The organism is Citrobacter sp. Cf087 (assembly GCF_030334285.1).
Classification (GTDB): Bacteria; Pseudomonadota; Gammaproteobacteria; order Enterobacterales; family Enterobacteriaceae; genus Citrobacter; species Citrobacter freundii.
The window spans coordinates 282397-308041 of sequence record NZ_JAOWED010000029.1 but is presented as its reverse complement, the minus strand read 5'-3'; the positions used below and the strand labels follow the sequence as shown (position 1 = coordinate 308041).

Annotated in this window: 24 protein-coding genes and 1 other annotated feature; of the genes, 7 read left to right on the top strand and 17 right to left on the bottom strand. The window is 53.1% G+C overall.

All coding sequences use genetic code 11. The features are described from left to right. Nucleotides 1–133 precede the first annotated feature (133 nt). Nucleotides 134–700, top strand: a complete 567-nt coding sequence (gene satP / locus OGV57_RS12945) for an acetate uptake transporter (protein WP_003018969.1) — start codon at nt 134–136, stop codon at nt 698–700. 34 nt (nt 701–734) lie between these two features. Here the strand turns inward: satP and OGV57_RS12940 are convergent, their stop codons facing one another. The 3 genes from OGV57_RS12940 to tal form a co-directional block, all read right to left on the bottom strand. After that, nucleotides 735–2042, bottom strand: coding sequence for an MFS transporter (locus OGV57_RS12940; RefSeq protein ID WP_003837314.1), 1308 nt, complete (start codon nt 2040–2042; stop codon nt 735–737). A gap of 124 nt (nt 2043–2166) precedes the next feature. Next, nucleotides 2167–2754 carry a molybdopterin adenylyltransferase gene (gene mog, locus OGV57_RS12935; protein ID WP_003018973.1) on the bottom strand — a complete coding sequence of 196 codons (588 nt, stop codon included), beginning with the start codon at nt 2752–2754 and terminating at the stop codon, nt 2167–2169. A 110-nt stretch (nt 2755–2864) separates the two neighbouring features. Beyond that, a complete protein-coding gene (gene tal / locus OGV57_RS12930) occupies nt 2865–3818 on the bottom strand; it encodes a transaldolase (RefSeq protein ID WP_003018974.1) in 954 nt (317 codons plus the stop codon). 274 nt (nt 3819–4092) lie between these two features. On the opposite strand from tal, the gene OGV57_RS12925 reads away from it, so the two are divergent. Together OGV57_RS12925 and yaaA are read left to right on the top strand one after the other, a co-directional pair. After that, nucleotides 4093–5523 (top strand): alanine/glycine:cation symporter family protein, encoded by a 1431-nt coding sequence (locus OGV57_RS12925; RefSeq protein WP_054528040.1) that lies wholly within the window; start codon nt 4093–4095, stop codon nt 5521–5523. A 77-nt stretch (nt 5524–5600) separates the two neighbouring features. Next, nucleotides 5601–6374 carry a peroxide stress protein YaaA gene (yaaA, locus tag OGV57_RS12920; protein ID WP_054528039.1) on the top strand — a complete coding sequence of 258 codons (774 nt, stop codon included), beginning with the start codon at nt 5601–5603 and terminating at the stop codon, nt 6372–6374. Between the two features lie 84 nt (nt 6375–6458). Here the strand turns inward: yaaA and thrC are convergent, their stop codons facing one another. The 6 genes from thrC to yjjY form a co-directional block, all read right to left on the bottom strand. After that, complete coding sequence (thrC, locus tag OGV57_RS12915) at nt 6459–7745, bottom strand: threonine synthase (protein WP_016149524.1); 1287 nt, start codon at nt 7743–7745, stop codon at nt 6459–6461. Between the two features lie 3 nt (nt 7746–7748). Further along, nucleotides 7749–8678, bottom strand: coding sequence for a homoserine kinase (gene thrB / locus OGV57_RS12910; RefSeq protein WP_054528038.1), 930 nt, complete (start codon nt 8676–8678; stop codon nt 7749–7751). Nucleotide 8679: 1 nt separating this feature from the next. Further along, nucleotides 8680–11142, bottom strand: coding sequence for a bifunctional aspartate kinase/homoserine dehydrogenase I (thrA, locus tag OGV57_RS12905; RefSeq protein WP_003837305.1), 2463 nt, complete (start codon nt 11140–11142; stop codon nt 8680–8682). Nucleotides 11143–11165: 23 nt separating this feature from the next. Continuing rightward, nucleotides 11166–11292, bottom strand: a sequence feature (Thr leader region). Beyond that, a complete protein-coding gene (gene thrL / locus OGV57_RS12900) occupies nt 11222–11287 on the bottom strand; it encodes a thr operon leader peptide (RefSeq protein ID WP_032337689.1) in 66 nt (21 codons plus the stop codon). Its footprint overlaps the feature before it by 66 nt. 206 nt (nt 11293–11498) lie before the next feature. After that, on the bottom strand, nt 11499–12185 hold the full coding sequence (locus OGV57_RS12895) for a tRNA/rRNA methyltransferase (RefSeq protein ID WP_054528037.1): 687 nt from the start codon (nt 12183–12185) through the stop codon (nt 11499–11501). 398 nt (nt 12186–12583) lie between these two features. Further along, a complete protein-coding gene (yjjY, locus tag OGV57_RS12890) occupies nt 12584–12724 on the bottom strand; it encodes a YjjY family protein (RefSeq protein WP_042998021.1) in 141 nt (46 codons plus the stop codon). A gap of 95 nt (nt 12725–12819) precedes the next feature. On the opposite strand from yjjY, the gene arcA reads away from it, so the two are divergent. Next, nucleotides 12820–13536, top strand: coding sequence for a two-component system response regulator ArcA (gene arcA / locus OGV57_RS12885; protein WP_001194359.1), 717 nt, complete (start codon nt 12820–12822; stop codon nt 13534–13536). 60 nt (nt 13537–13596) lie between these two features. Here the strand turns inward: arcA and creD are convergent, their stop codons facing one another. From creD to creA, 4 genes are read right to left on the bottom strand one after another with little or no spacing between them, the layout of a single operon-like run. Beyond that, complete coding sequence (creD, locus tag OGV57_RS12880) at nt 13597–14958, bottom strand: cell envelope integrity protein CreD (protein ID WP_286531255.1); 1362 nt, start codon at nt 14956–14958, stop codon at nt 13597–13599. Nucleotides 14959–15015: 57 nt separating this feature from the next. Beyond that, nucleotides 15016–16440, bottom strand: coding sequence for a two-component system sensor histidine kinase CreC (creC, locus tag OGV57_RS12875; RefSeq protein ID WP_054528036.1), 1425 nt, complete (start codon nt 16438–16440; stop codon nt 15016–15018). Beyond that, complete coding sequence (creB, locus tag OGV57_RS12870; protein ID WP_044713001.1) at nt 16440–17129, bottom strand: two-component system response regulator CreB; 690 nt, start codon at nt 17127–17129, stop codon at nt 16440–16442. Before creB ends, creC begins: the two co-directional genes overlap by 1 nt. A gap of 12 nt (nt 17130–17141) precedes the next feature. Then, nucleotides 17142–17615, bottom strand: coding sequence for a protein CreA (creA, locus tag OGV57_RS12865; RefSeq protein WP_003018998.1), 474 nt, complete (start codon nt 17613–17615; stop codon nt 17142–17144). Nucleotides 17616–17826: 211 nt separating this feature from the next. Here creA and robA point away from each other — a divergent pair, with 211 nt between their 5' ends. Continuing rightward, nucleotides 17827–18696 carry an MDR efflux pump AcrAB transcriptional activator RobA gene (robA, locus tag OGV57_RS12860; protein ID WP_003837295.1) on the top strand — a complete coding sequence of 290 codons (870 nt, stop codon included), beginning with the start codon at nt 17827–17829 and terminating at the stop codon, nt 18694–18696. Here the strand turns inward: robA and gpmB are convergent. Then, entirely contained in the window at nt 18693–19340 is a 648-nt protein-coding gene (gpmB, locus tag OGV57_RS12855; protein ID WP_003019006.1) for a 2,3-diphosphoglycerate-dependent phosphoglycerate mutase GpmB, read from the bottom strand. The genes robA and gpmB overlap by 4 nt on opposite strands. A 52-nt stretch (nt 19341–19392) precedes the next feature. Between gpmB and yjjX the strand changes: the two genes are divergently transcribed. Beyond that, the gene (yjjX, locus tag OGV57_RS12850; RefSeq protein ID WP_054528035.1) at nt 19393–19908 is read left to right on the top strand and encodes an inosine/xanthosine triphosphatase; all 516 of its coding nucleotides are present in this window, start codon (nt 19393–19395) and stop codon (nt 19906–19908) included. Between the two features lie 55 nt (nt 19909–19963). Here yjjX and trpR read toward each other — a convergent pair whose 3' ends face one another. Both trpR and sltY read right to left on the bottom strand, forming a co-directional pair. After that, entirely contained in the window at nt 19964–20290 is a 327-nt protein-coding gene (gene trpR, locus OGV57_RS12845) for a trp operon repressor (protein WP_003837292.1), read from the bottom strand. An 89-nt stretch (nt 20291–20379) separates the two neighbouring features. Next, nucleotides 20380–22317, bottom strand: a complete 1938-nt coding sequence (gene sltY / locus OGV57_RS12840) for a murein transglycosylase (RefSeq protein WP_003019016.1) — start codon at nt 22315–22317, stop codon at nt 20380–20382. Nucleotides 22318–22648: 331 nt separating this feature from the next. On the opposite strand from sltY, the gene ettA reads away from it, so the two are divergent. Then, a complete protein-coding gene (gene ettA / locus OGV57_RS12835) occupies nt 22649–24316 on the top strand; it encodes an energy-dependent translational throttle protein EttA (protein ID WP_003845630.1) in 1668 nt (555 codons plus the stop codon). A 99-nt stretch (nt 24317–24415) separates the two neighbouring features. On the opposite strand, the gene nadR is transcribed toward ettA, so the two are convergent. Beyond that, nucleotides 24416–25645 carry a multifunctional transcriptional regulator/nicotinamide-nucleotide adenylyltransferase/ribosylnicotinamide kinase NadR gene (gene nadR / locus OGV57_RS12830; RefSeq protein WP_003019021.1) on the bottom strand — a complete coding sequence of 410 codons (1230 nt, stop codon included), beginning with the start codon at nt 25643–25645 and terminating at the stop codon, nt 24416–24418.

Genomic DNA, 25645 nt, shown 5'->3' with positions numbered 1-25645 from the left:
AAATAATTCGTTTTCCCTTCGTTAGATCATAGACAGTGCCCTCTCCCCTGATTATTATGCCGCGCCCCGAAGACAGTGATCGTTATTTGGGGAAACTATTTCACCATTCAATCAATGATGATTTTGAGGAATTATGGGCAACACTAAGTTGGCTAATCCGGCACCGCTGGGCCTGATGGGCTTTGGCATGACCACCATTCTGCTTAACCTGCATAACGCGGGTTTCTTCGCTTTAGACGTTATTATTCTGGCGATGGGCATTTTCTACGGCGGTATCGCGCAAATTTTTGCCGGTCTTCTGGAATATAAAAAAGGCAACACCTTCGGTTTAACCGCCTTTACCTCCTACGGTTCGTTCTGGCTGACGCTGGTTGCGATTCTGCTGATGCCGAAAATGGGCCTTGCGGATGCAACCAATGGTCAGTTCCTGGGCGCTTACCTGGGTCTGTGGGGCGTGTTCACTCTGTTCATGTTCTTCGGTACGCTGAAAGCCGCGCGCATGCTGCAGTTCGTGTTCCTGAGCCTGACAGTGCTGTTCGCCCTGCTGGCCGTTGGCAACATTGCAGGTAACGAAGCAATCATTCACGTAGCGGGTTGGGTTGGCTTAGTGTGTGGTGCAAGCGCCATTTACCTGGCGATGGGTGAAGTGCTGAACGAACAGTTTGGCCGTACCATCCTGCCGATTGGTGAAGCGCACTAATCTGACAATATCCCCCCTGAAGGGGGGATATTCCTTACAAACGCTGTAACTCTCCCTGTACGCTCGTATCGCGATGATAAATATCCTGTCGCAGCCAAATCCCCAGACCTAACCCCACCAGCGATAACGCCAGCACATACCAGGCCGGAGCCATTGGCGACACGCTCATTAACATCGTCACGGCGATTGGCGTCAGACCACCAAAAATGGCATATGAGACGTTATAGGAAAAGGAAATGCCGGTAAAACGGACTTCCGCCGGAAACGCCCGCACCATGACATAAGGCACTGCGCCGACCACGCCAACGCATAATCCCACCAGCCCGTATAACAGGAACAAGTGCTGAGGATGGCTGCCGGTCAGGTGATAGAAAAACCAGCTCGAACAGGCCAGCAGCAGGCTGCCGACAATAAAGGTTTTGCTGGCGCCGACCCGGTCGACAATAAATCCGGCCAGCAGACAGCCGACGCACAGCATAATGGTAGCGACACTGTTGGCCTGTAACGTTAGCGCGGGTGCAAAGCCATACTGCTTCTGCAGCCAGACTGGTGACATCAGGATCACCACCACAATCCCGGCCGATAACAGCCAGGTCAGCAGCATTGAAATAACCACCGCTTTTTTATGCTTACTCACCACCGACTTCACCGGTAGCTCTTGCGCAAGTGCTTTACGCTGCTGCATTTCGAGGAAGATGGGCGTTTCCTGCAACCAGCGACGCAGGTACATCGCCACCAGCCCAAAAACGCCCCCCAGCAGGAACGGGATACGCCAGCCGTAGTCATGCACCGCCTGTTGCGTCAGGTTGGTATTCACCAGCGTAGCAACCACCGATCCCAACAAAATCCCCACAGTCAGCCCGGCGGTCAGCGTGCCACAGGCAATGCCGATGCGGCGCTCCGGTACGTGCTCCGCCACGAACACCCACGCGCCCGGCACTTCTCCGCCGATGGCAGCGCCTTGCAAAATGCGCATCAGCAGTAACAGCAGCGGTGCGAGGATCCCCATTGAGGCGTAGGTAGGCAAAAGACCAATCGCCAGCGTCGGTATCGCCATCAGCAAAATGCTCAGGGTGAACATTTTCTTACGCCCGACCAGATCGCCAAAGTGCGCCATGATGATGCCACCCAGCGGACGCGCCAGATATCCGGCGGCAAAAATGCCGAAGGTTTGCACCTGACGTAGCCACTCAGGAATGTCTGCCGGAAAGAACAGTTCACCAACAACAGCGGCAAAGAAGACGAAGATAATGAAATCATAAAACTCAAGCGCACCGCCGAGGGCAGCAAGCGTAAGAGTTTTATAATCCTGGCGATTAAGCGGTCGAGTGTGTTGTGACATAGCAAACCATCAGTCAGTGGAGTTATTGAATCTGTCTGTCGATACATGTAAAGCAAAAATTACTATATCGTAAACAATTCAATACTCCACTATGATTGGCACTTATGTCACGATCGGGCTACTTTCAGGCGTTTGTATCGCGAATTGCGCTTTTAGGACGAAAAGATGCTACAACAGCCGGTGCGGTTTCCACATACGGCCCATCCAGCAACTGTATACAATACGGTACACTTGCAAAAATACCCGGTACGATAACCTTACCGTCGGCATCTTTCACGCCTTCCAGCGTTTCTTTGATCGATTTCGGCTGCCCAGGCAGATTCAGGATCAACGCCTGTTTGCGAATAACACCAACCTGGCGGGAGAGAATAGCCGTTGGCACAAAGTGCAGACTTATCTGGCGCATCTGTTCGCCAAAGCCTGGCATCTGGCGGTCAGCGACGGCAAGCGTAGCATCGGGGGTCACGTCGCGACGTGCCGGACCCGTTCCGCCAGTAGTCAGCACCAGATGACAGCTCATTTCATCCACCAGCTCGCATAAGGTCTGTTCGATGATCGCCTGTTCATCCGGGATCAGTCGCGTTTGCAGCTCAAAAGGGGTGGTAAGGGCAGATGCCAGCCACTCTTCAAGGGCCGGGATACCTTTATCCTGGTAAACGCCGCTGGAAGCACGGTCAGAAATGGAAACCAGGCCAATGCGTAAAGTATTCATGATTATTCCGTTTAAACAGTCTCGTTAAACAGAATGATACACTGCGAAAGGAAGGACAGACAGGTTTCAGAAGAGGTAGCGTGACCCATATCAGGGCCACGCGTTAATGATTACAGCAGATCGCCGATCATTTTTTCCAGTTTACCCTGGTCTACAGCAAACTTACGGATACCGTCCGCCAGTTTATCTACAGCCATCGGATCCTGGTTGTGCTGCCACAGGAACTCAGCTTCGGTGATGCGTGCAGGACGCGCTTTCACTTCGCCGGAGAAGGACAGTTTACGTTCGATAGCGCCTTCGCTTTCCGCCAGCTCTTTCAGCAGTGCCGGAGCAATCGTCAGACGATCGCAGCCTGCCAGCTCAATGATTTCGCCGATGTTACGGAAGCTCGCACCCATCACCACGGTTTCGTAACCGTGCTGTTTGTAGTACTCGTAGATTTCCGTTACGGAAACCACACCCGGATCTTCTGCCGGTGCATACTCTTTCTTGTCGGTGTTGGCTTTGTACCAGTCAAGAATACGACCAACGAACGGAGAAATCAGGTATACGCCAGCTTCTGCACATGCACGTGCCTGCGCGAAGGAGAACAGCAGAGTCAGGTTACAGTTGATGCCTTCTTTTTCCAGCTGCTCAGCGGCACGGATGCCCTGCCAGGTTGAAGCCAGTTTAATCAGAATGCGATCGTTGCTGATGCCAGCGTCGTTGTACATCTTGATCAGACGTTTTGCTTTCGCGATGGACGCGTCGGTGTCGTAAGACAGACGAGCGTCAACTTCAGTAGAGATACGACCCGGGACCAGTTTCAGGATCTCCAGACCGATATTTACTGCCAGTTTGTCGGTCGCGTCGACGATCTGCTGTGCGCGGTCGTTGCTCTGCTGCTTAGCCCAGGCTACAGCGTCATCAATCAGCTTGCGGTATTCTGGGATCTGCGCTGCGTTAAGAATGAGAGAAGGGTTAGTTGTGGCATCCTGAGGCTGATACAGCTTCATTGCCGCGATGTCTCCGGTGTCGGCCACTACTGTGGTGAACTGACGAAGGGAGGTCAATTTGTCCGTCATGATAGCGATTCTCTTTAAACAGCTTGTTAGGGGGATGTAACCGATCTTCCCTGATGATAGCACGACGCACTCTCAGCGCAACCGCCTGGATTGTCCGACCCGCTGCTCAGCCCTGATTACGCATCTCAAAGCCTGTGATGCGCAATTGCGGGATATAACGATTGTTATGATAAACTCCCGCAATCACTCTCATGACAAGGTATATACTGGTCGATTATTGGTAGCGCTTACACGGAAATCTTCGCGCTTACCGGCATCAACAAGAGGGATGTTAATGCCTGATTTTTTCTCATTTATTAATGAAATACTCTGGGGATCGGTGATGATCTACCTCCTGCTTGGCGCAGGATGTTGGTTCACCTGGCGTACAGGGTTCGTGCAGTTCCGCTACATTCGCCAGTTTGGCACAAGTCTTAAAAACAGCATTAGCCCGCAGCCGGGCGGTTTAACTTCCTTTCAGGCTCTGTGCACCAGCCTTGCCGCGCGTATCGGTAGCGGGAACCTGGCCGGCGTAGCGTTGGCGATCGCCGCTGGCGGCCCTGGAGCCATTTTCTGGATGTGGGTCTCAGCGGTCATTGGTATGGCAACGTCATTCGCCGAGTGCTCACTTGCCCAACTGTATAAAGAACGCGATAGCAAAGGACAGTTCCGCGGTGGCCCTGCGTGGTATATGGCACGTGGTCTGGGCATGCGCTGGATGGGCGTCCTTTTTGCCATCTTTTTACTGATTGCCTATGGACTGATTTTTAACAGCGTTCAGGCGAACTCGGTCTCTCGTGCGTTGACCTTTGCTTTTGACATCCCTCCCCTCTTCTCCGGTATCGCACTGGCAATAGTGTCATTACTGGTCATCGTCGGCGGTATTAAAGGCGTCGCACGCCTGATGCAATGGTTCGTTCCGATGATGGCACTGCTGTGGGTTGGAAGTAGCATCATCATCTGTCTGTGGCATATCGGGCATCTTCCCGACATTATCGTCACCATTATAAAAAGCGCCTTTGGCTGGCAGGAAGCAGCAGCGGGTGCGGCCGGATATACGCTAAGCCAGGCTATTGCCAACGGTTTTCAGCGCGGCATGTTTTCTAACGAAGCCGGAATGGGATCTACGCCGAATGCAGCCGCATCGGCCGCCTCCTGGCCACCGCATCCTGCGGCACAAGGCATTGTGCAAATGATTGGGGTATTAGGCGACACTCTCGTGGTCTGTACGGCTAGCGCGATGATTATTCTGTTGGCAGGCAATGGTACCAGCTATGTGCCAATGGAAGGCATCCAGTTACTTCAAAAAGCAATGGTAACGCTGACGGGAGAATGGGGAGCCGGATTCGTGGCTTTTATTGTGATTCTGTTTGCCTTTAGCTCGATCGTCGCCAACTACATCTATGCGGAGAACAATCTCGTCTTTCTGAAACTGGACAATATGCGCATCATCTGGCTATTGCGAATCGCTACCATTAGCACCATTATCGGCGGAACGTTTGTCAGCTTCCCGCTGGTCTGGCAGTTGGCCGATATCATTATGGCTTGTATGGCCATTACTAACCTGACAGCGATTCTGCTGCTTTCTCCGGTTGTCCATACCATCGCCAGCGATTATCTGCGCCAGCGTAAACTCGGGGTGCGCCCGGAATTCGATCCGCACCGTTATCCTGATATCAGACAACAGCTTGCCCCCGAAAGCTGGGATGAAACGCCGCGCGGATAGCGCGGCAATCACAACCATCGATCAAATCTGTCGTTTTTTTTGCTAAAGTCGCAGTAAATTTCCTGCAAGGACTGGATATGCTGATTCTGATTTCACCTGCAAAAACGCTCGACTACCAAAGTCCGCTGGCAACAACACGCCATACGCTACCCGAACTGCTGGATCACTCTCAGCAGCTTATCCATGTGGCGCGCCAGCTCTCTGCGCCGCAGATTGGCAAGCTGATGGGAATTAGCGACAAACTGGCGGATTTGAATGCCACGCGTTTCCATGACTGGCAGCCTGACTTCACGCCGGACAATGCGCGCCAGGCCATTCTGGCATTTAAGGGCGACGTGTATACCGGGCTGCAGGCTGAAACCTTCAGCGAGGCGGATTTCGACTTCGCTCAGCAGCATTTAAGGATGTTGTCCGGACTGTACGGCGTTCTACGTCCACTGGATTTGATGCAGCCTTATCGTCTGGAGATGGGCATTCGTTTGGCCAATGCGAAGGGTAAAGATCTCTACCAGTTCTGGGGAGATATCATCACCGATAAACTTAATGAAGCACTTGAAGCACAAGGCGACAGCGTGGTGATTAACCTCGCTTCGGATGAGTATTTTAAATCCGTGAAGCCGAAAAAGCTCAATGCCGAGCTGATTAAACCAGTCTTCCTCGACGAGAAAAACGGCAAGTTCAAAGTCATCAGCTTTTATGCCAAGAAAGCGCGCGGCCTGATGAGCCGCTACATCATTGAGAACCGCTTAACGCAGCCGGAACAGCTGACCGCATTTAACAGCGAAGGCTATTTCTTTGATGAAGAAGCGTCAGGAAACGGCGAACTGGTGTTTAAACGCCGCGAGCAATAATTTACATGCCGGATGACGGCTAACGCCTTATCCGGCCTACAGGTTTTGTAGGCCCGCTAAGCAAAGCGCCAGCGGGCACAACCATTACCCGCGGGTCATCATCAGCTTACGCAGTTGCGCAAAATCAGCAGGCAGGTGATGAGAAAGCAGCGGCAAGTCCGCGCGTTCCGCCAGCTCTTTTGGCAACGCCAGCGTCAGATCAAGAATCTCTTCAACGCTTTCTTTAAACTTCGCCGGATGCGCAGTACCAAGGAACAGGCCGTACTCGCCAGGGTTCAGTTGGTCACGCAGCGCACGGTAAGCCACCGCCGCATGCGGTTCTGAGGTGTAGCCTATCTCATGTAACTCACGCATGGTGTCCTGAGTCGTGGCATCATCAACGGCGGCATAACCCAGCTCATTCAGACGCCAGATTTTACGGCGGAACAGTTCTTCCACGCGCGGCCAGTTGTTCGGCTGGCTGACATCCATTGCATTCGATAACGTCGCCTGAGTCGCTTTCGGCGCCCACTCACCTTCAGCAAGGAAACGCGGAACCGTATCGTTAACGTTAGTCGCCGCGATAAAACGCTTCACCGGCAAGCCCAGTGATTTCGCCAGCAGCCCGGCGGTCAGATCGCCAAAGTTACCGCTGGGAACAGAAATCACCAGCTGATTCCGCGCCTCTTGCGGTAGCTGAGCCACAGCCTCAAAGTAGTAACAGATTTGCGCCAGCAAACGGCTGATGTTAATTGAATTAGCCGAGTTCAGTCCCAGAGCCACCTTCAGCTCTTCGTCATCAAACGCCTGTTTCACCAGCGCCTGGCAGGCATCAAAATCGCCATCAATCGCTACAGTTTCAATGTTACCGCCCAGCGTACAGAACAGTTTTTCCTGTAATGGGCTGATCTTGCCGTTCGGGTAGAGGATCACCACGCGCACATTTTTCAGGCCATAAAAGGCATGTGCAACCGCCGCGCCGGTATCACCTGAGGTCGCCGTCAGAATGGTTACCGGCTTGTCGCCGCTGATGTGCGTCAGCATTTGCGCCATAAAGCGCCCGCCAAAGTCTTTAAATGCAAGCGTAGGGCCGTGGAACAGTTCCAGACAGCCGACATCTGCGGCAACCTGAGCAACCGGTGCCGGAAAAGCAAATGCAGCACGCACGCGTTTTTCCAGAATTTCCTGAGGGATCTCATCACCAATAAATGCGGACAGGATCTTCGCGCTGCGGCTAACGAAGTCCTGGTTCAGCATCTCATCCACTTCTGTCAGATTGAATTCCGGTAGATCGTGCGGAAAAAACAATCCCTGATTCTTGCCAAGCCCTTGCGTGACGGCCTGCGCAAAGCTGACCTGCTCGTTATGATCTTTCAGATTATACAGTTTCATTGATTATCCCAGTACCCGTGCGCCCGCCGTGTCCAGCCGGCAAATATGAACAAAGCCTTCCTGATTTTGCAGGTAATTTTTACTCAGCCAATCTGCTACGCGCTGCGCCGTATCCGGCTTATCGCACAAGGCGAACAGCGTCGGCCCTGACCCGGAGATCCCGCTGGCCAGCGCGCCAATTTCTGTTACCGCCTGACGCGCCTGACTAAAGCCTGGCAGCAAGCGGGTACGATACGGCTCAGCAATGACGTCCTTCATCAGCTTCGCGGCAAGCCCAGGCTGACGGGAATAGCAGGCATGGATAAATCCAGCCAGATGTCGCCCGTGGGCGATACAGTCCTGACGGCGATACTGCGCAGGTAGAATCGCCCGCGCTTCTGCCGTCGACACTTTAATCCCCGGATACGCCAGTACCCATAGCCACTCATCAAAGCCTGGCACCTGCTGGCTAATAATGCCGTTTTCTTCAATCATTAACTGCATGCCGCCCAAAAAGCACGGGGCAACGTTATCGTAATGAATACTGCCGGAGATACGCCCTTCCAGCTCGCCCATTATCGCCAACAGGCGCGTATCGTTGAGCGGCTTACCGCAGAGTTCGTTCATAGCGACTAACGCCGCCACGACGGAACAGGCGCTGGAGCCTAACCCGGAGCCAATCGGCATATTTTTTTCCAGCGTCATCGCCACCGGAACCGTTTTACCCAGCTCCTGGCAGAATCGCTCCCAACACTGATAGACAATATTTTCGCGCGGCTCTGACGGCAGCTTGTTGGCAAAGCGCCCAAGGTTGTTCAGGCTGAACTGATCAGCCGCCTCAACAGACACCACATCGCCCAACAGCGAACCGTCCACCGGAGTTACCGCCGCACCAAGCACATCAAACCCGACGCTCATATTGGCACTGGAAGCCGGGGCATAAACTCTCACCATGTCAGACTCCTAACTTCCATGAAAGGGTGCGTAGCAGGTCGGCAAAGACGCCCGCTGCCGTCACGTCGTTACCCGCGCCATATCCGCGCAGAACCAACGGTAACGGCTGATAGTAGTGGCTATAGAATGCCAGCGCGTTCTCACCGTTTTTCACTTTAAACAGCGGATCGTTGCCGTCTACTGCATCAATTTTCACGCGACAAACGCCGTCCTCTTCGATATTGCCAACATAACGCAATACTTTTCCCTCATCACGGGCTTTCGCCACGCGCGCGGCAAACACGTCATCCAACTGTGGCAATTTCGCCATAAACGCGGATACATCACCAGAATCATCAAACTCGTTTGGCAGAACTGGCTCAATGACCACGTCTGAAAGCTCCAGCTCACGACCGGTCTCACGGGCGAGGATCAACAGCTTACGTGCCACATCCATGCCGGAAAGATCGTCACGCGGATCGGGCTCGGTATAGCCCATCTCACGCGCCATGGTGGTGGCTTGCGAGAAGCTCATGCCTTCATCCAGCTTGCCGAAAATAAACGACAGCGAGCCGGAAAGAATACCGGAGAAACGCTGCAATTCATCACCTGCGCTGAGCAGGTTTTGCAGATTCTCAATTACCGGCAAGCCTGCGCCCACGTTGGTGTCGTAGAGGAATTTACGCCGGGACTTCGCGGCGGCAAAACGCAGCTGATGGTAGTAATCCATCGACGAGGTGTTGGCCTTTTTGTTCGGCGTAACCACATGGAAGCCTTCGCGCAGGAAATCAGCATACTGATCCGCCACCGCCTGGCTTGACGTACAGTCGACAATCACCGGATTAAGCAGATGATATTCTTTCACCAGGCGAATTAAGCGCCCAAGGTTGAATGGCTCTTTCGCGCTTTCCAGCTCCGACTGCCAGTTCTCCAGATTCAGTCCATGGACGTTGGTCAGCAGAGCCTTCGAATTCGCCACGCCGCACACGCGAAGATCGATATGCTTCTTTTTGAGCCAGGTTTGCTGACGTTTAAGCTGCTCCAGTAGCGCACCGCCCACGCCGCCTACGCCAATCACAAACACTTCAATCACCTGGTCGGTGTTGAACAGCATTTGATGGGTCACGCGAACGCCGGTGGTCGCGTCGTCGTTGTTCACCACCACCGAAATAGAACGCTCAGACGACCCCTGGGCGATCGCCACGATATTGATGTTCGCGCGAGCCAATGCGGCAAAGAATTTCGCCGAAATGCCACGCAGAGTACGCATACCATCGCCAACAACAGAGATGATAGCCAGACGCTCAGTCACCGCCAGCGGCTCCAGCAGGCCTTCTTTCAGTTCGAGGTAGAATTCATCCTGCATGGCGCGTTGCGCACGCGCGCAGTCGCCCTGCGGGACGCAGAAGCTGATGCTGTATTCGGAAGAGGATTGGGTGATCAGCACTACCGAAATGCCCGCACGCGACATTGCGGCAAAAACACGTGCCGCCATACCCACCATGCCTTTCATTCCTGGGCCAGAAACGCTAAACATCGCCATGTTATTGAGATTAGAAATACCTTTTACCGGCAAATCGTCGTCATCACTGCTGGCGCCAATCAACGTGCCAGGCGCTTGTGGATTGCCGGTATTTTTAATCAGGCAAGGGATCTGGAACTGGGCAATAGGGGTAATGGTGCGCGGGTGCAGCACTTTGGCGCCGAAGTAAGAAAGCTCCATCGCTTCCTGATAAGACATCGACTTCAGCAGTCGGGCGTCGGGTACCTGACGCGGATCGCAAGTATATACGCCGTCAACATCGGTCCAGATCTCACAACAATCCGCGCGCAAACAGGCGGCCAGTACGGCGGCAGAGTAGTCGGAGCCATTACGCCCCAGCACCACTAACTCACCTTTCTCATTCCCGGCGGTAAATCCGGCCATCAAAATCATGTGGTCCGCAGGAATACGGCTGGCGGCAATGCGGCGCGTAGATTCGGCGATATCAACGGTAGATTCGAGGTAATGGCCGACTGCCAGCAATTTCTCCACCGGATCGATGACCGTCACGTTGTGCCCACGCGCTTCCAGCAGGCCTGCCATGATGGCGATCGACATTTTTTCGCCACGGCAGATAAGCGCGGCATTGATGCTGTCCGGGCACTGTCCCAACAGGCTGATGCCATGCAGGACGTGTTTAATCTGGGCAAACTCTTGTTCAACAAAGGCTTTGAGCGGGGCCAGCGGAAAACCCGGCTGAGCAGCGGCCAAACCCACCAACAGCTCAGAGAAAATACGTTCGGCGTCGCTGATATTGGCTAAAGCATCCTGACCACCGATGGTCTTCTCAATCATCGCCACCAGATGGTTGGTAATTTTTGCGGGGGCAGAGAGCACGGTCGCGACCTGCCCCTGTCTGGCATTGCTTTCCAGAATATCGGCAACCCGCAGAAAGCGCTCTGCATTTGCCACTGATGTACCGCCGAACTTCAACACTCGCATGGTTTACCTCATTGCCTTTGGTCGAAAAAAAAGCCCGCACTGTTTAGGTGCGGGCTTTTTCTTGTGTTTCCTGTACGCGTCAGCCCGCACCGTTACCTGTGGTAATGGTGATGGTTGTGGTAATAGTGATGCTGATGCGTTTCATGATGTTGTGTGCTCTGTAATTATTATCTGTCTGTCTTGTATTCTTTTAGGGTTAAAGTATCTGCTGACCTAAGTCAATAAATTTTTAAATTGATCACATTCCGAAACTTGTTCATGAGCGACTGCTTGCCCTTTTACTTTCAACCAATACAGCATGTCTCGCCCACTTGAAACCAGAGTAAAACACCACACAACAAACATTTATCAATACTTTATTTTGTTAGATTTTTTTCTATATCATGTAAAAAACGGTGCAACATTGCCGTGTCTCGCTGCTCTAACAGACCCATTCGCTGTTGCAGCCAGTCCGTCAACTTAATGTCGTCAGAAACGTTCAGCGTGGCTAATAAACGCAAAACACGTTCGCGCAATGCCTGTAGCTGATGCTCATCCGTCATCTCAATGTTTCTGGCCGGTTGTTGTATTAAACCTGCTAATTGATAGCAATACACCATCACCGCCTGCCCCAAATTGAGTGATGGATAGTCAGCTACCATAGGTACCCCGGTGAGGACATCCGCCAGAGCCAATTCTTCGTTGGTCAGCCCCGAATCTTCACGACCAAAAACCAGCGCGGCGTGATCCATCCACGTTGATTTTTCCTGCAGCAGGGGAACCAGTTCGACCGGCGTAGCGTAATAATGAAACTTCGCGCGGCTGCGCGCCGTGGTCGCGACGGTAAAATCCACGTCGTGAAGCGCCTCGGCTAACGTTGGAAAAACGCTAATATTATCAATGATATCACCCGAACCATGAGCGACCCATCGCGTGGCGGGTTCCAGGTGGGCCTCGCTGTCAACGATCCGCAACTGGGTGAATCCCATGGTCTTCATCGCACGGGCAGCCGCACCAATATTTTCCGCTCTGGCGGGGGCAACCAGAATAATTGTTAAACGCATTTCGATACTCTTTTGGCCTGTGTGCAGGTAATAATGTGACGTGCATCAACATATTACGCAGCGCGAATTTACATATTTTTAACAGAAATCACTGAAAAAGCATTTCGCATCCGGTAAAAAATGCTAAACTATTTCCAGACTGAACTATTGCCCTTTATGTTAACAAAAGTTGCATATCCTTCTGTTTATCCATGATAATTTAATTTAAAATGGATCGCATTGGTTGGATTCATTACATTTATTAATTAGCGCGTGCAACTAGTTGTAATATTGCAATTTTGTGATGAAAGCAAACATTTGGATACGTTGATTTCATCAAACTGTTAACGTGCTACAATTGAACTTGATATATGTCAACGAAGCGTAGTTTTATTGGGTGTCCGGCATGTCTTAGCCTGTTATGTTGCTGTTAAAATGGTTAGGATGACAGCCGTTTTTGACACTGTCGGGTCCAGAGGGAAACTACCCACGACCAAGCTAATGATGTTGTTGACGTTGATGGAAAGTGCATCAAGAACGCAATTACGTACTTTAGTCATGTTACGCCGATCATGTTAATTTACGGCATGCATCAGGCAGGTCAGGGACTTTTGTACTTCCTGTTTCGATTTAGTTGGCAATTTAGGTAGCAAACATGCAGACCCCGCACATTCTTATCGTTGAAGACGAGTTAGTAACACGCAACACGTTGAAAAGCATTTTCGAAGCAGAAGGCTATGATGTATTCGAAGCGACAGATGGCGCGGAAATGCATCAGATTCTCTCTGAATATGACATCAACCTTGTGATTATGGATATCAATCTGCCTGGGAAAAATGGCCTCCTGTTAGCGCGCGAACTCCGCGAACAAGCTAACGTTGCGCTGATGTTCCTGACGGGCCGTGATAACGAAGTCGATAAAATTCTCGGCCTCGAAATCGGCGCAGACGATTACATCACCAAGCCGTTTAACCCGCGCGAACTGACTATCCGTGCTCGTAACCTGCTGTCGCGTACCATGAACCTGGGTACCGTCAGCGAAGAACGCCGTAGCGTCGAGAGCTACAAGTTCAATGGCTGGGAGCTGGACATCAACAGCCGCTCTCTGATTGGTCCTGATGGCGAGCAGTATAAACTGCCACGCAGCGAATTCCGCGCCATGCTTCACTTCTGTGAGAATCCGGGCAAAATCCAGTCTCGCGCAGAACTGCTGAAAAAAATGACCGGTCGCGAACTGAAGCCGCATGACCGTACCGTTGACGTGACTATCCGCCGCATTCGTAAACATTTCGAATCAACGCCGGATACGCCAGAAATTATCGCCACCATTCACGGTGAAGGCTACCGTTTCTGCGGCGACCTGCAGGATTAATTCGATCCTCACAGGTAAAAAAACGGCGCAATATGCGCCGTTTTTCATTTCACCACAACCCTATTTCCATAAGCGAAACTCGTCACTCTGCGCAGGCTGAGACTCCGGAATTTCTGTCGGCTTTGGTTTTGGCTGTGCCAGCGAGTGCCAGTCAAGATGACGCGTCAGGAACATCACGCCACACAACGCGACCAACAGCACGCCGGTTCCCAGCAGTAAAGAGCTGTCCTGTGAACGGAGCAACACCCACATCACACCATCCAGCCCCAGCAGCGCTACGGTGAACAAAATACTCTTAAGCCAACCCTGTAATATCGCCTGCAGATACACACCGTTCATCAACGCCCCCACCAGACTCGCCGTAATCCACGCGGCGGTAAAACCAATATGTTCTGACAACGCCAGCAGCAACAGATAAAACATCACCAGCGATAATCCCACCAGCAGGTACTGCATCGGGTGCAGTCGAAGGCTGGTCATGCTTTCAAGAACAAAGAAAGACATAAAGGTCAGCACAATCAGCAAAATGGCATATTTTGTCGCCCTGTCCGTCAGTTGGTATTGATCCGCAGGCGTGGCGACAGCGACGCTAAATGCAGGCATTCCCTCCCAGCCAATCTTTTCGCCATCAAAGCGTTCGCCGAGGTTATTGGCAAACCAACTGCTTTGCCACTGTGCATTGAATCCAGACTCACTGATTTCGCGCTTAGCCGGAAGAAAATCCCCAAGAAAGTTGGGATGCGACCAATTGCTGGTTAAGGTCATTTCACTGTTACGGCCAACCGGAACAACGGAGAAATCTCCTGTTCCGCTCAAATTCAGCGACAGCGTCATGCTCAGGTTTTGCTCCGCCCAGCTCGCGTCGGGTAACGGAATGTGGATCCCCTGCGCACGTCCATCCAACCCCGTCCCCGGCTCAACCGCCAGCGACGTTCCATTGACCTGCGGCGCTTGCACCACACCAATCCCGCGCGCATCCCCCACGCCAACCACGATAAACGGTTTGCCGACGCTGACGTTGGGATGGTTTGAATCACGCAAACGTTCAGCGTTAAACTCGGCCTTCACCGAGATATCGTTGTGCCAGACCTGGCCCTCATAAATACCGATTTTACGCGCTTCAACGTTCTGACTCCCCTCAACCACCAACGACTCCGGCAGCCAGAAATGGATATAGCTTCGCTTACGCTGGATCTCTTTGCCATCCTCCAGCGAGGTATAAAGCTCTGTCACCGGAATGGCTATCAACGGGCCGACCATCTTTTGCGGTCCGCTGGTGCTCTGGCGGATTGCATCTTCAACGTCATTGCGATAATCCGATCGCTCTACGATTATCTGCCTGACCATTGTCAGGGGAATTAACAGCAGCAGCATGGCGCCACCCAGAGTGACGATTTTCCAGAACAGGGGTGATTTCAACATAGCGTTCTCCTTTGCAATATCAGCAAGGTAGAACAGCTATGTGCGGAGAATTTGAAGTTATGTGAAGTGACGGTGAAGCGTAAACGAAGCTTGTGCACCGCCTTCTGGTCGGTTAGATAATATCACCGCGCCTTCATGCAGTCGTGCAACTTCACTGACAAACGCCAGCCCCAAACCGCTGCTCTTGTGTCCATTCTCGCGGGGCAGCGAGTAGAAGCGCTCAAAAATACGCGGCAACGCAAAGTCAGGGATCCCGCTACCGCTGTCGGTAACCTGCAACGTGACCCGATCCTCGTGCTGATGTGCACTCAGCACAATCGTCCCGTCCTGTGGCGTAAAGTCGATAGCGTTGTCGAGTAAATTCCCCAATGCCTGCTCCAGTAACGCGGGATCGGCTGCGACGCTAAGCGATGAAGGCAGAATGGTCAGCGTGATGTTTTTTGCCGCCAGCTGCACGCTACGCGCCTCTTTAAGCTGAGCAAACAGCGCATCTACCGCCACTGGCGTCAACGTAATGTCCTGCCGATTCTCCAGTCGCGCCTGACGTAACAAGGTTTCAACCAGCGCCTGCATGCGCGCATTTTGCGTCAGAATATTATCGGTAAAGCGCGCTACCACGTTTGGCGGCGGACCTTCGCGCAGTATCTCTGCCGCGCCACGAATGGCCGCCAGCGGGCTTTTCAGCTCATGGGTTAACGCGTAGACATACTGCTCAATGTAGTTCTTGCCTTCGAGCTTCAGACGCATACTTTCCAGCGCCTGCGCCAGTTTGCGTAACTCGCTACTGCCTAAATCAGGCAGTGGGACGGGGCGATTCTCAGTAACGGAATCGGCATAACGCGCCAGCCGGGCAATGGAGCGGTTTATCCACCATACCATCCCGAAGCCAATCACCAGGGCAATACCCAGCAATACGGCGCTGGCCCACAGCATTCGCCGTTCACTGCGTTTAATCACCGGCGCCATCGCTGCATTTGGTTTGCCGACACTGAGCACACCGATAATACGACCACCGTCTACAATCGGCGCGGCAACGTACATCACCGAGCTTTCCGGATCATCCGGGTTTTGCGGCGTACTACGAGCGCCATACTGCCCACGTAGCGTTAACCACACGTCGTTCCAGCGGGAGTAGTCCTGACCGACGGCCTGGTTAGCTGAATCAAACACCACCTTGCCCTGCGCGTCCGTCATGTAGACATGGTATTCATTACGTACTTTGTTAATGCCGCTGATATTGGCGCGGAATGGGCGGTTATGCAGTTGCGAAAAGGCCTGCGCCAGCTTGCCGTTGGTGGGGGTGTCAGAGAGTAAGTCATCACGCGCCAGCGCAGCCAGCAGCGTGGCGGTATCAATCAATGAGCCTTCAGTCGCTCGACGGACGCCTGGCTTAATTTCCTGCACAAAGATAGACAGAACGAACCAGGCAGCGACGGCAACAATCAGAAAATAGCCGAGCAGCAAACGCATGCCAATGCGCATCAGACGCTCCTCAGGCTGTATCCCATACCGCGATGCGTATTGATGGGGGAAAGCTCGGGGTTGATGGCCCGCAGCTTGGCGCGCAGCGTTTTGATGTGGGTATCGACCGTTCTGTCAAAGGTATCCTGCGCATCGGCCCAGACTAAATCCATCAGTTGTTGGCGGGAGTAAATACGTCCCGGCGACATCAGCAGTGTTTTCAGCAGCAGGAATTCATAGCGCGTCAGGTTCAACGGCATGCCGAACCAGGTAATCTGCGCGGCCAGCTCATTAAGTTCAAAATCCCCACAGCGCGTTGTCAATGAAGGCGTGGAGAATTTTTGCACCCGCCGCAGCAGCGTACGCACACGAGCGCACACTTCACGCGGCGAGAAAGGCTTGGCAACATAGTCATCCGCGCCAATTTCCAGCCCCAACAGGCGATCCACTTCATCGCTGCGTGCGGTCAGAAACAGGATCGGCAACGCCGGGTGGCGTTCAAGTAAACGTCGGCACAGTTCAAAACCGCTTATATCCGGTAGCCCGACATCCAGAATGATGGCATCAGGGCATTGCTGGCGAGACTTCTCCAGCACGGGAAATCCGCGCTCAAACGCCTCTACGCTAAACCCCTCTTGCTGCAGCATGTAGATAAGCGTATCAGCGATTCCCTGCTCATCCTCAACCAACCAGATCAACGGCTGTTGCATTGTGCTTCCTTGTTATTGCCGCCACGGCATGATGGGTACCGCGCTAATGGCATTTTTGGGCGATCCATCGACGACTTTATCTGAATAAGCCAGATAGGCCAGCGCATTACGTTTCGCATCGTAAAAACGCACGACCTGTAAAGATTTAAACACCAGCGAGGTACGTTTTTTAAATACCACTTCGCCCTGAGCTTTACCGTTCTTGATTCTGTCGCTCAGTTCTACCGGCCCAACCTGCTGGCAGGAAATGGCGGCATCGGAGGTATCTTCCGCCAGCCCCAGACCACCTTTGATGCCGCCAGTCTTCGCCCGACTCACGTAGCAGGTCACGTTGGTAACATCCGGATCGTCAAACGCTTCGACCACAATTTTATGATCCGGGCCGAACATTTTGAACACCGTATCGACAGATCCAATCTGCTCCGCATGGGCAACCTGCGCCAACATCAGCAGAATTGAGGAAATGACTAAGCTCTTATATTTCATATTGTTACCATTTTTAAAAGTTACTCTGTGCAATTATTCGACATTCTAAGATAAAACGTATACAGATCACAGGATTACAATAATCACGCTTTCGTATGTCCGAAAAAAGCATTTATGAGCAAAAAAAACACTGAATGCTAAAACAGCAAAAAATGCTATTATCCTCATACCTGACGTCAGGTACTCGTTGTTGAAAGGATGAGGATATTTTATGGATCAGGCTGGCATTATTCGCGACCTATTAATCTGGCTGGAAGGTCATCTGGATCAGCCTTTGTCGCTTGACAATGTGGCGGCAAAAGCGGGCTATTCCAAGTGGCACCTGCAGAGAATGTTTAAGGACGTGACGGGCCATGCTATTGGCGCCTATATCCGCGCCCGTCGTTTATCGAAATCTGCAGTGGCGCTGCGCCTGACTGCGCGCCCAATTTTGGATATTGCGCTGCAATATCGCTTCGACTCTCAACAAACCTTTACTCGCGCGTTCAAGAAACAGTTTTCCCAAACGCCTGCGCTGTATCGTCGCTCCCCGGAATGGAGTGCGTTTGGTATTCGCCCGCCAATGCGCCTGGGTGAATTTGCGATGCCTGCGCACGAGTTTGTCACCCTGGAAGATACGCAACTACTCGGCACCACGCAAAGCTATTCCTGCTCGCTGGAACAGATTTCAGATTTCCGTCATGAAATGCGTATTCAGTTCTGGCGCGACTTCCTCAGTCAGGCTCCTGCGATCCCGCCAGTCCTGTACGGGCTTAACGAAACACGTCCGAGCATTGAAAAAGATGACGAGCAGGAAGTGTTTTACACCACTGCACTGACGCCGGAACAGGCCAATGGCTATGTGCCGTCGGCGCAGCCTATCCTGTTACAGGGTGGCGAATACGTGATGTTTACCTACGAAGGGCTGGGAACCGGCGTGCAAGAGTTTATCCTGACGGTTTACGGCACATGCATGCCAATGCTGAACCTGACGCGCCGTAAAGGACAGGATATCGAGCGATACTACCCGGCAGAAGATGCCAAAGCGGGAGATCGCCCGATCAACCTGCGCTGCGAATTCCTGATTCCGATTCGCCGCTAGCGCTGTAGTTCATCCAACGCAGGGGCGTCCAGATGTGAGATGTCCCCTGCCGTTTCAACGACCCATCCCGGCGCCAGCCATAAGCTTTCCTGGTAATCAACGCGAGAAATAGAACAGTTGCGCAGACGCAAGCGACGTTCAGCCCATGCCGGTAATCCAAGAATTGTACTCACCAGGCAACCCAGCGCGATACCGTGACTGACCAGCAGCGGACGACTTCCCGGCGGCAATTCCAGACAGGATGCCAGCGCTGCGTTGACGCGATCGCTCAATTCCTGCATCGATTCCCCTTCCGGGATACGACCATCCACCGTACCGTTCACCAACTGGCGACGCCAGCCCTCTTCCTCCGGCGTCAGCGTATCGATGTGACGTTTTTCCAGCACACCCATATTTAGCTCGCGCAGACGGGAGTCATAGGTGATATCACAGCCACAGGCCTGGGCGATGATTTCTGCAGTGCGTCGTGTACGACCAAGATCGCTACTGATGACATGCGTAATACCAAACGAGCGAGCGCGTTCACCCACCTGCATGGCTTGCTGTTCACCTTTAGCGGTTAGTGGGCTGTCTGACTGGCCTTGAATACGTCGCTCGGCGTTCCACTGCGTTTCGCCATGGCGAACAAGGTATACCTGTAACATGCTTTTTTTCCGTTATACTGCGATGCGATGAATTTTCAAACTGAGCTTAATTATGCACAAGGTTATCTCTGCGACCACCAATCCTGCCAAAATTCAGGCAATTCTGCGGGCATTTGAAGAGATTTTCGGGGAAGGATCCTGCCATATTGAACCCGTCGCCGTCGAGAGTGGCGTGCCGGAACAACCTTTCGGAAACCAGGAAACGCGCACTGGCGCACGAAATCGCGTTGATAACGCTCGCCGCCAGCACCCACAGGCTGATTTCTGGGTCGCCATTGAAGCAGGAATTGACGACGATGCCACCTTCAGTTGGGTGGTGATTGATAACGGCATCCAGCGCGGTGAAGCCCGTTCAGCCACGCTGCCATTGCCTACTGTCATTCTCGACAGAGTCCGCAAAGGTGAAGCACTCGGCCCGGTGATGTCGGACTATACAGGTATTGATGAGATTGGCCGTAAAGAGGGCGCAATCGGCGTCTTTACCGCGGGTAAGCTGACGCGCTCGAGCGTCTACCACCAGGCGGTGATTCTGGCGCTCAGCCCGTTTCATAACGCGGTATTTTTATAGCATTGTGCCGGTTGTTCAATCGTAGGCCGGATAAGGCAAAGCCACATCCGGCGGATCAATTTTTCCCGAGCAACACCTGTTCCAGCCACTGACGCAGATCCACCGGTGCGGATTTGAGGCTGTTCGACCCTCGCGTAATAGTAGCAATCCCCGCCCCGAGCTCGTTTTTAAGCTCACGCTGGCTCATCTCACCGCGCAGCAGCTCTTCAATGATACGCACACGCGTGCCCAACGCTTCACGCTCATCCGGCGTTAACATCAAATTGAGCAGTGGCAGGTGTAAATCTTGTTCGTAGGCGTGTTTAAGCAGATCGACAAAACGTAACCACTCCTGGTGACGTTGTTCTGCCATCTCTGCTGAATAGGGTGATTGCTGAGTCATAAGATATCGCCATCGTTGCGGGGGAAGCGTGCTTGCCTCCCCCTTTTGTACTCTTTAACGAGTACGATAGCATAACACAATCGACACGATCAGTAACGACGTTGCCATTCTGCGTCGCTCATCAACTCCGGTTTATCACCGAGGAAATAGCGATAGTACGCATCGTAAGCCAGCACGTTCTTCACATAACCACGCGTCTCTGAGAATGGAATGCTCTCGACAAACGCGACGGCATCAATGCGGCCAGCGCTATTGCCAAGCCAGGTGCGAACGCGTCCCGGACCGGCGTTATAGGCTGCTGACGCAAAGATGCGGTTATTGCCAAATTGCTGATACACGTACTGCAAATAGCTGGTTCCGATGTTGATGTTGGTATCAGGATCCAATAGCTGGCTCGGACTGCTGTAACCTGGAATCGAGAACATTTTCACCGTATGCGTCGCCGTACCCGGCATAATCTGCATCAGCCCGCTTGCGCCAACCGGTGATTTCACTTTCGGGTTCCAGGCGCTTTCCTGACGCGCTATCGCCATCGCATAGCTTGGCTGAATATCCTTGCCGCTGGTGTAACGGGTAAAAAGATCTTTATAGGCCAATGGGAAGCGCTCTTCCAGATGATCCCACAGTTTTCCGGCGATCGTCGCCTGAACGCTTAGATCCCACCAGTGATTATTGAACGCGTAACGCGCCAACTGAGCCTGCTCGGACTTGGTACGGCTGGTGACCAGATTAGCCCATTCACTGCGCGCAGTATTATCCATGTTCCAGTACATTAGCTCGCGTACGCGTGCCATTTCCGGGCCCTGAGTCAGCGCAGAATCAACGTTCGCTGGTGCTTTATCCACTTTCAGCTCGTACTCTTCGCCCAGGCGCTGCGCCGCCACCATCGGATAGAAACCGCGCTGCTGCATGAGTTGGTGCAGGATCTCTTTGGCTTCCGCATCGCGTCCGCGCTCCAGCAGCAGATCCGCTTGCCAGTAGCGCCACTCATCTTTTTCTTTGGCTTCCATTGGCAGACGCGCCAGCCAGGTATTCAGGCCACGACGATCGCCGGTTCCCAGCGCCATGCGCACCCGGCGCTCCACAAGCGAGGTGGAGTTGGAGCGCATAATCGCATCATCACGCCATTTGGCCTGCTCGTCGGTAACGTCATTGCCCATCAGACGCCAGGCGACAATGTCGCGCAGCTCCTGGGTTTGCTCGTCATTCAACTGTTGCGCCTGCACCAGGGAAGGGATCATCAGGCGGGCATTCTCCACATCCTGACGCGCCACGCTGGCAAAGGCGACCGCCGCCATCTGTCGGGTGAAATCCGTTGCGCCGGTGGTGCGAGCAAAGGTCATTACCGAATTCGGATCGTTGGCCAGCGCGATGATCGCTGAAGCAATGGTTTGGTATTGCGCGGGCATCTGTCCGGCCAACGCCGTGACCAGTCCGGTATTCCCGGCTTTCATCGCCAGACGAATACGTTCCAGATACGCCAGCGGATCCTGGGTGCCTGAGGCACGCCATACGCCGAATAATTTGTCACAGGCGTTCGGCTGACTTTTTCCGCTCAGCCACAGTTCTTTCGCCCCCTGCCAGGCTTCTTCAGTTTGTCCGGTACTCCATTTCGCGAAGTAATAGTTACATTGCGCTTCGGTGGTGCCCGGTTTTTCCGGACTGAACGCCAGCAGCCCACGCCAGTCTTCGCGGCGCGCCAGTTCATTCACGAAACGAGATTGCAGAGTACGCGCCGGGGGCAGCGTCGGGTTGGCGCGCACAAAATTGGTGACGGTAATGGTGGGCTGATTCATCAGATCGTCAGTGATCTGGCGATATTCCAGATAAGGATACAGAGGATAGTTCTTCAGGCCAGGCATCATCTGCTCTACGACATCCATCTGTCGGTTATCCCAGGCCTGCTTAATTTGCGCATAGCGATTGCGCTGCTCATCCAGGGAATCCGCTCGCGCTACTTGACTGACCGTCAGCAGACATACGCTGGCAGCCAGCAGGCGCCAGGTAAATTGTTTGGCTTTGTCCACAAGCTCTTCCTCTTCTCATGTTACGTCTGTGCAGCATCATGCCGCTTAATTCATTCATGCTAACCAGACATTGCAGAATGCGCCACGTCACGGACACTTTTTTACTTTTGTTGCGAGTGGGATCTGCTGGCTGGGATTGGACAATGAAAAAGGCTACACTTCGCCTTTGATAACTATTTACCAATAATTAGCCCTAAATAATTCAAGTTGCAGCAAGGCGGCGAGGAAGTGAATCCCCTGAGCGTACAAAAGTACGTGACTGGGGTGAACGACACAGCCAACGCATCTGCGGCTTGAAGTATGACGGGATAAACATAGAGGCGAGTCCAACGTGGCCCAATTCGTTTATACCATGCATCGTGTCGGCAAGGTCGTTCCGCCGAAACGTCATATTCTTAAAAACATCTCACTGAGCTTCTTCCCTGGCGCCAAAATCGGTGTTCTCGGTCTGAACGGCGCGGGTAAATCTACCCTGCTGCGCATCATGGCTGGCATTGATACCGAAATTGAAGGTGAAGCTCGCCCGCAGCCAGGCATTAAAATCGGTTACCTGCCGCAGGAACCAAAACTGAACCCGGAACATACCGTTCGTGAATCCGTGGAAGAAGCGGTTGCCGAAGTGGTTAACGCGCTGAAAGGTCTGGATGAAGTGTACGCCAAGTACGCCGAACCGGACGCTGACTTCGATAAGCTGGCCGCGCAACAGGGCAAGTTTGAAGAGATCATTCAGGCGCACGACGGTCATAACCTGAACGTGCAGCTTGAGCGTGCCGCTGACGCTCTGCGTCTGCCGGACTGGGATGCCAAAATTGAAAATCTTTCCGGTGGTGAACGCCGCCGCGTCGCGCTGTGCCGCCTGCTGCTGGAAAAACCAGACATGCTGCTGCTCGACGAACCGACTAACCACCTGGACGCCGAATCCGTCGCGTGGCTGGAACGCTTCCTGCACGACTTCGAAGGTACCGTAGTGGCAATTACCCACGACCGTTACTTCCTCGACAACGTTGCCGGCTGGATCCTGGAGCTGGACCGTGGTGAAGGTATTCCGTGGGAAGGTAACTACTCTTCCTGGCTGGAGCAGAAAGATCAGCGTCTGGCCCAGGAAGCTTCTCAGGAAGCGGCTCGCCGTAAATCCATTGAGAAAGAGCTGGAGTGGGTTCGTCAGGGCGCGAAAGGCCGTCAGTCTAAGGGCAAAGCCCGTCTGGCACGCTTTGAAGAACTGAACAACACTGAATACCAGAAACGTAACGAAACCAACGAACTGTTTATCCCACCTGGACCACGTCTCGGCGATAAAGTCGTTGAAGTCACTAATCTGCGTAAATCTTACGGCGATCGCGTGCTGATCGACGATCTGAGCTTCTCGGTACCGAAAGGCGCTATCGTCGGCATCATCGGTCCGAACGGCGCGGGTAAATCAACCCTGTTCCGTATGATGTCCGGTCAGGAACAGCCTGACAGCGGCACCATCACGCTGGGCGAAACCGTGAAGCTGGCCTCCGTTGACCAGTTCCGTGACGCAATGGATAACAGCAAAACCGTGTGGGAAGAAGTTTCCGGCGGGCTGGATATCATGAAGATCGGCAACACCGAAATGCCAAGCCGTGCCTATGTGGGCCGCTTCAACTTCAAAGGTGTGGATCAGGGTAAACGCGTCGGCGAGCTGTCCGGCGGTGAGCGTGGTCGTCTGCACCTGGCGAAGCTGCTGCAGGTTGGCGGCAACATGCTGCTGCTCGATGAACCAACCAACGACCTGGATATCGAAACCCTGCGCGCGCTGGAAAACGCCCTGCTGGAGTTCCCGGGTTGCGCGATGGTTATCTCGCATGACCGTTGGTTCCTTGACCGTATCGCGACCCACATCCTGGATTATCAGGATGAGGGTAAGGTTGAGTTCTTCGAAGGTAACTTTACCGAATACGAAGAGTACAAGAAACGCACGCTGGGCGCCGATGCGCTGGAGCCGAAGCGTATTAAGTACAAGCGTATTTCTAAGTAATTAGCGTTAAGTGCCGGATGGCGGCCTCATGCCACATCCGGCCTACGAGGTTAGTGCGACTTGTAGGCCGGATAAGCGCAGCGCATCCGGCATTAAAACCTACCTCTGCTCGCCCATCAACTCTTTCACCAGCTCCACGCAGCGCAGGAAGCGGCCGTCGTAGTCAGGCTCCTGAACGTGCACAAAATTGATATTGTTTTCCTGCAACATCTCGACCAGCAGCGTCTGAAACGCTTTTCTGTCAACCGAACTTCCAAGGCTGCGCAAGCCATCCGCTACCCACGGGGTGTTGTTTTCCAGCAGGATAACCAGGTCGAAGCGATACTCGTCAATCAGCGCTTGCACAAACGGGTGTTCACGCCCTTCATACTTTTTGCAGAAAGCCTGAGTGGTCACGAAATCGGTGTCGATGAACGCCACTTTATTGGCGTACTTAACAGCAAAATCAATGTATTGCGCTTGTCCCAGTGCGATTTTATCGTAATCAGAATACTGTAACGCCATCTCATCGCCGCCCAAATGGGAGAAGACGTAATCACGCCCATATTCCCACGCACTGGTGGTGTTAAAGATGTTGGCGAGCTTGTTCACCAGCGTCGATTTACCGCTCGACTCCCCGCCGAGGATCGCCACGGTGCGCACGAAAAACGGCTTCACTTCGGTCGGAATATACTCCCAGTAGCGAAACGGGTTTTCACGGATTTGCCCGCCGCTGATGCTCATAAACGTCCGCTTGGGATCCACCAGCACGGTTTCGATCCCCAGATGTTCGAGATACTGCGGGGCATCTGATTCTTCAGAGGTGTAAATCCAGTTTGGCTGGATCCCTTTCTCCTGCATAAACGTTTTGATCCCGTTGCTCCACACGTCCCAACCGTGTGGATACGGCTCCATGCCCTCTTCGTTGAAGGCATGAATACGGATATTTTTCTGATACTTAAAGGTTTGCAGCAGCCAGCGTAGACGATCGGGCACCGTAGGCTGTTGCGACATGGCACTGTCTTCAAACAGACTGCGATCGCGCGTGTCGTCATAGCCCATGATGATATGCAGTTCATCAACCTGACTACAGGCGCGCTGGATAAGGTAGATATGGCCGGTATGCAGCGGATAAAACTTACCAAATACCACACCGATATTTTTCTGCTGGCGCGGAAACTCCAGTCCGAGAAAACGGTGCAACGCCTCCAGCTTTTGCGCGCTGGGGCTTTTAATTTTGGCATTCAGAAGCTGGCTTAGATATCCCTTGGTCATGCCACTGGCATCTGCCACCTGTTGCAGGGTACAACCCTTTTTCTTAATGGCGGTTTTCAGATAATCAAATGACAC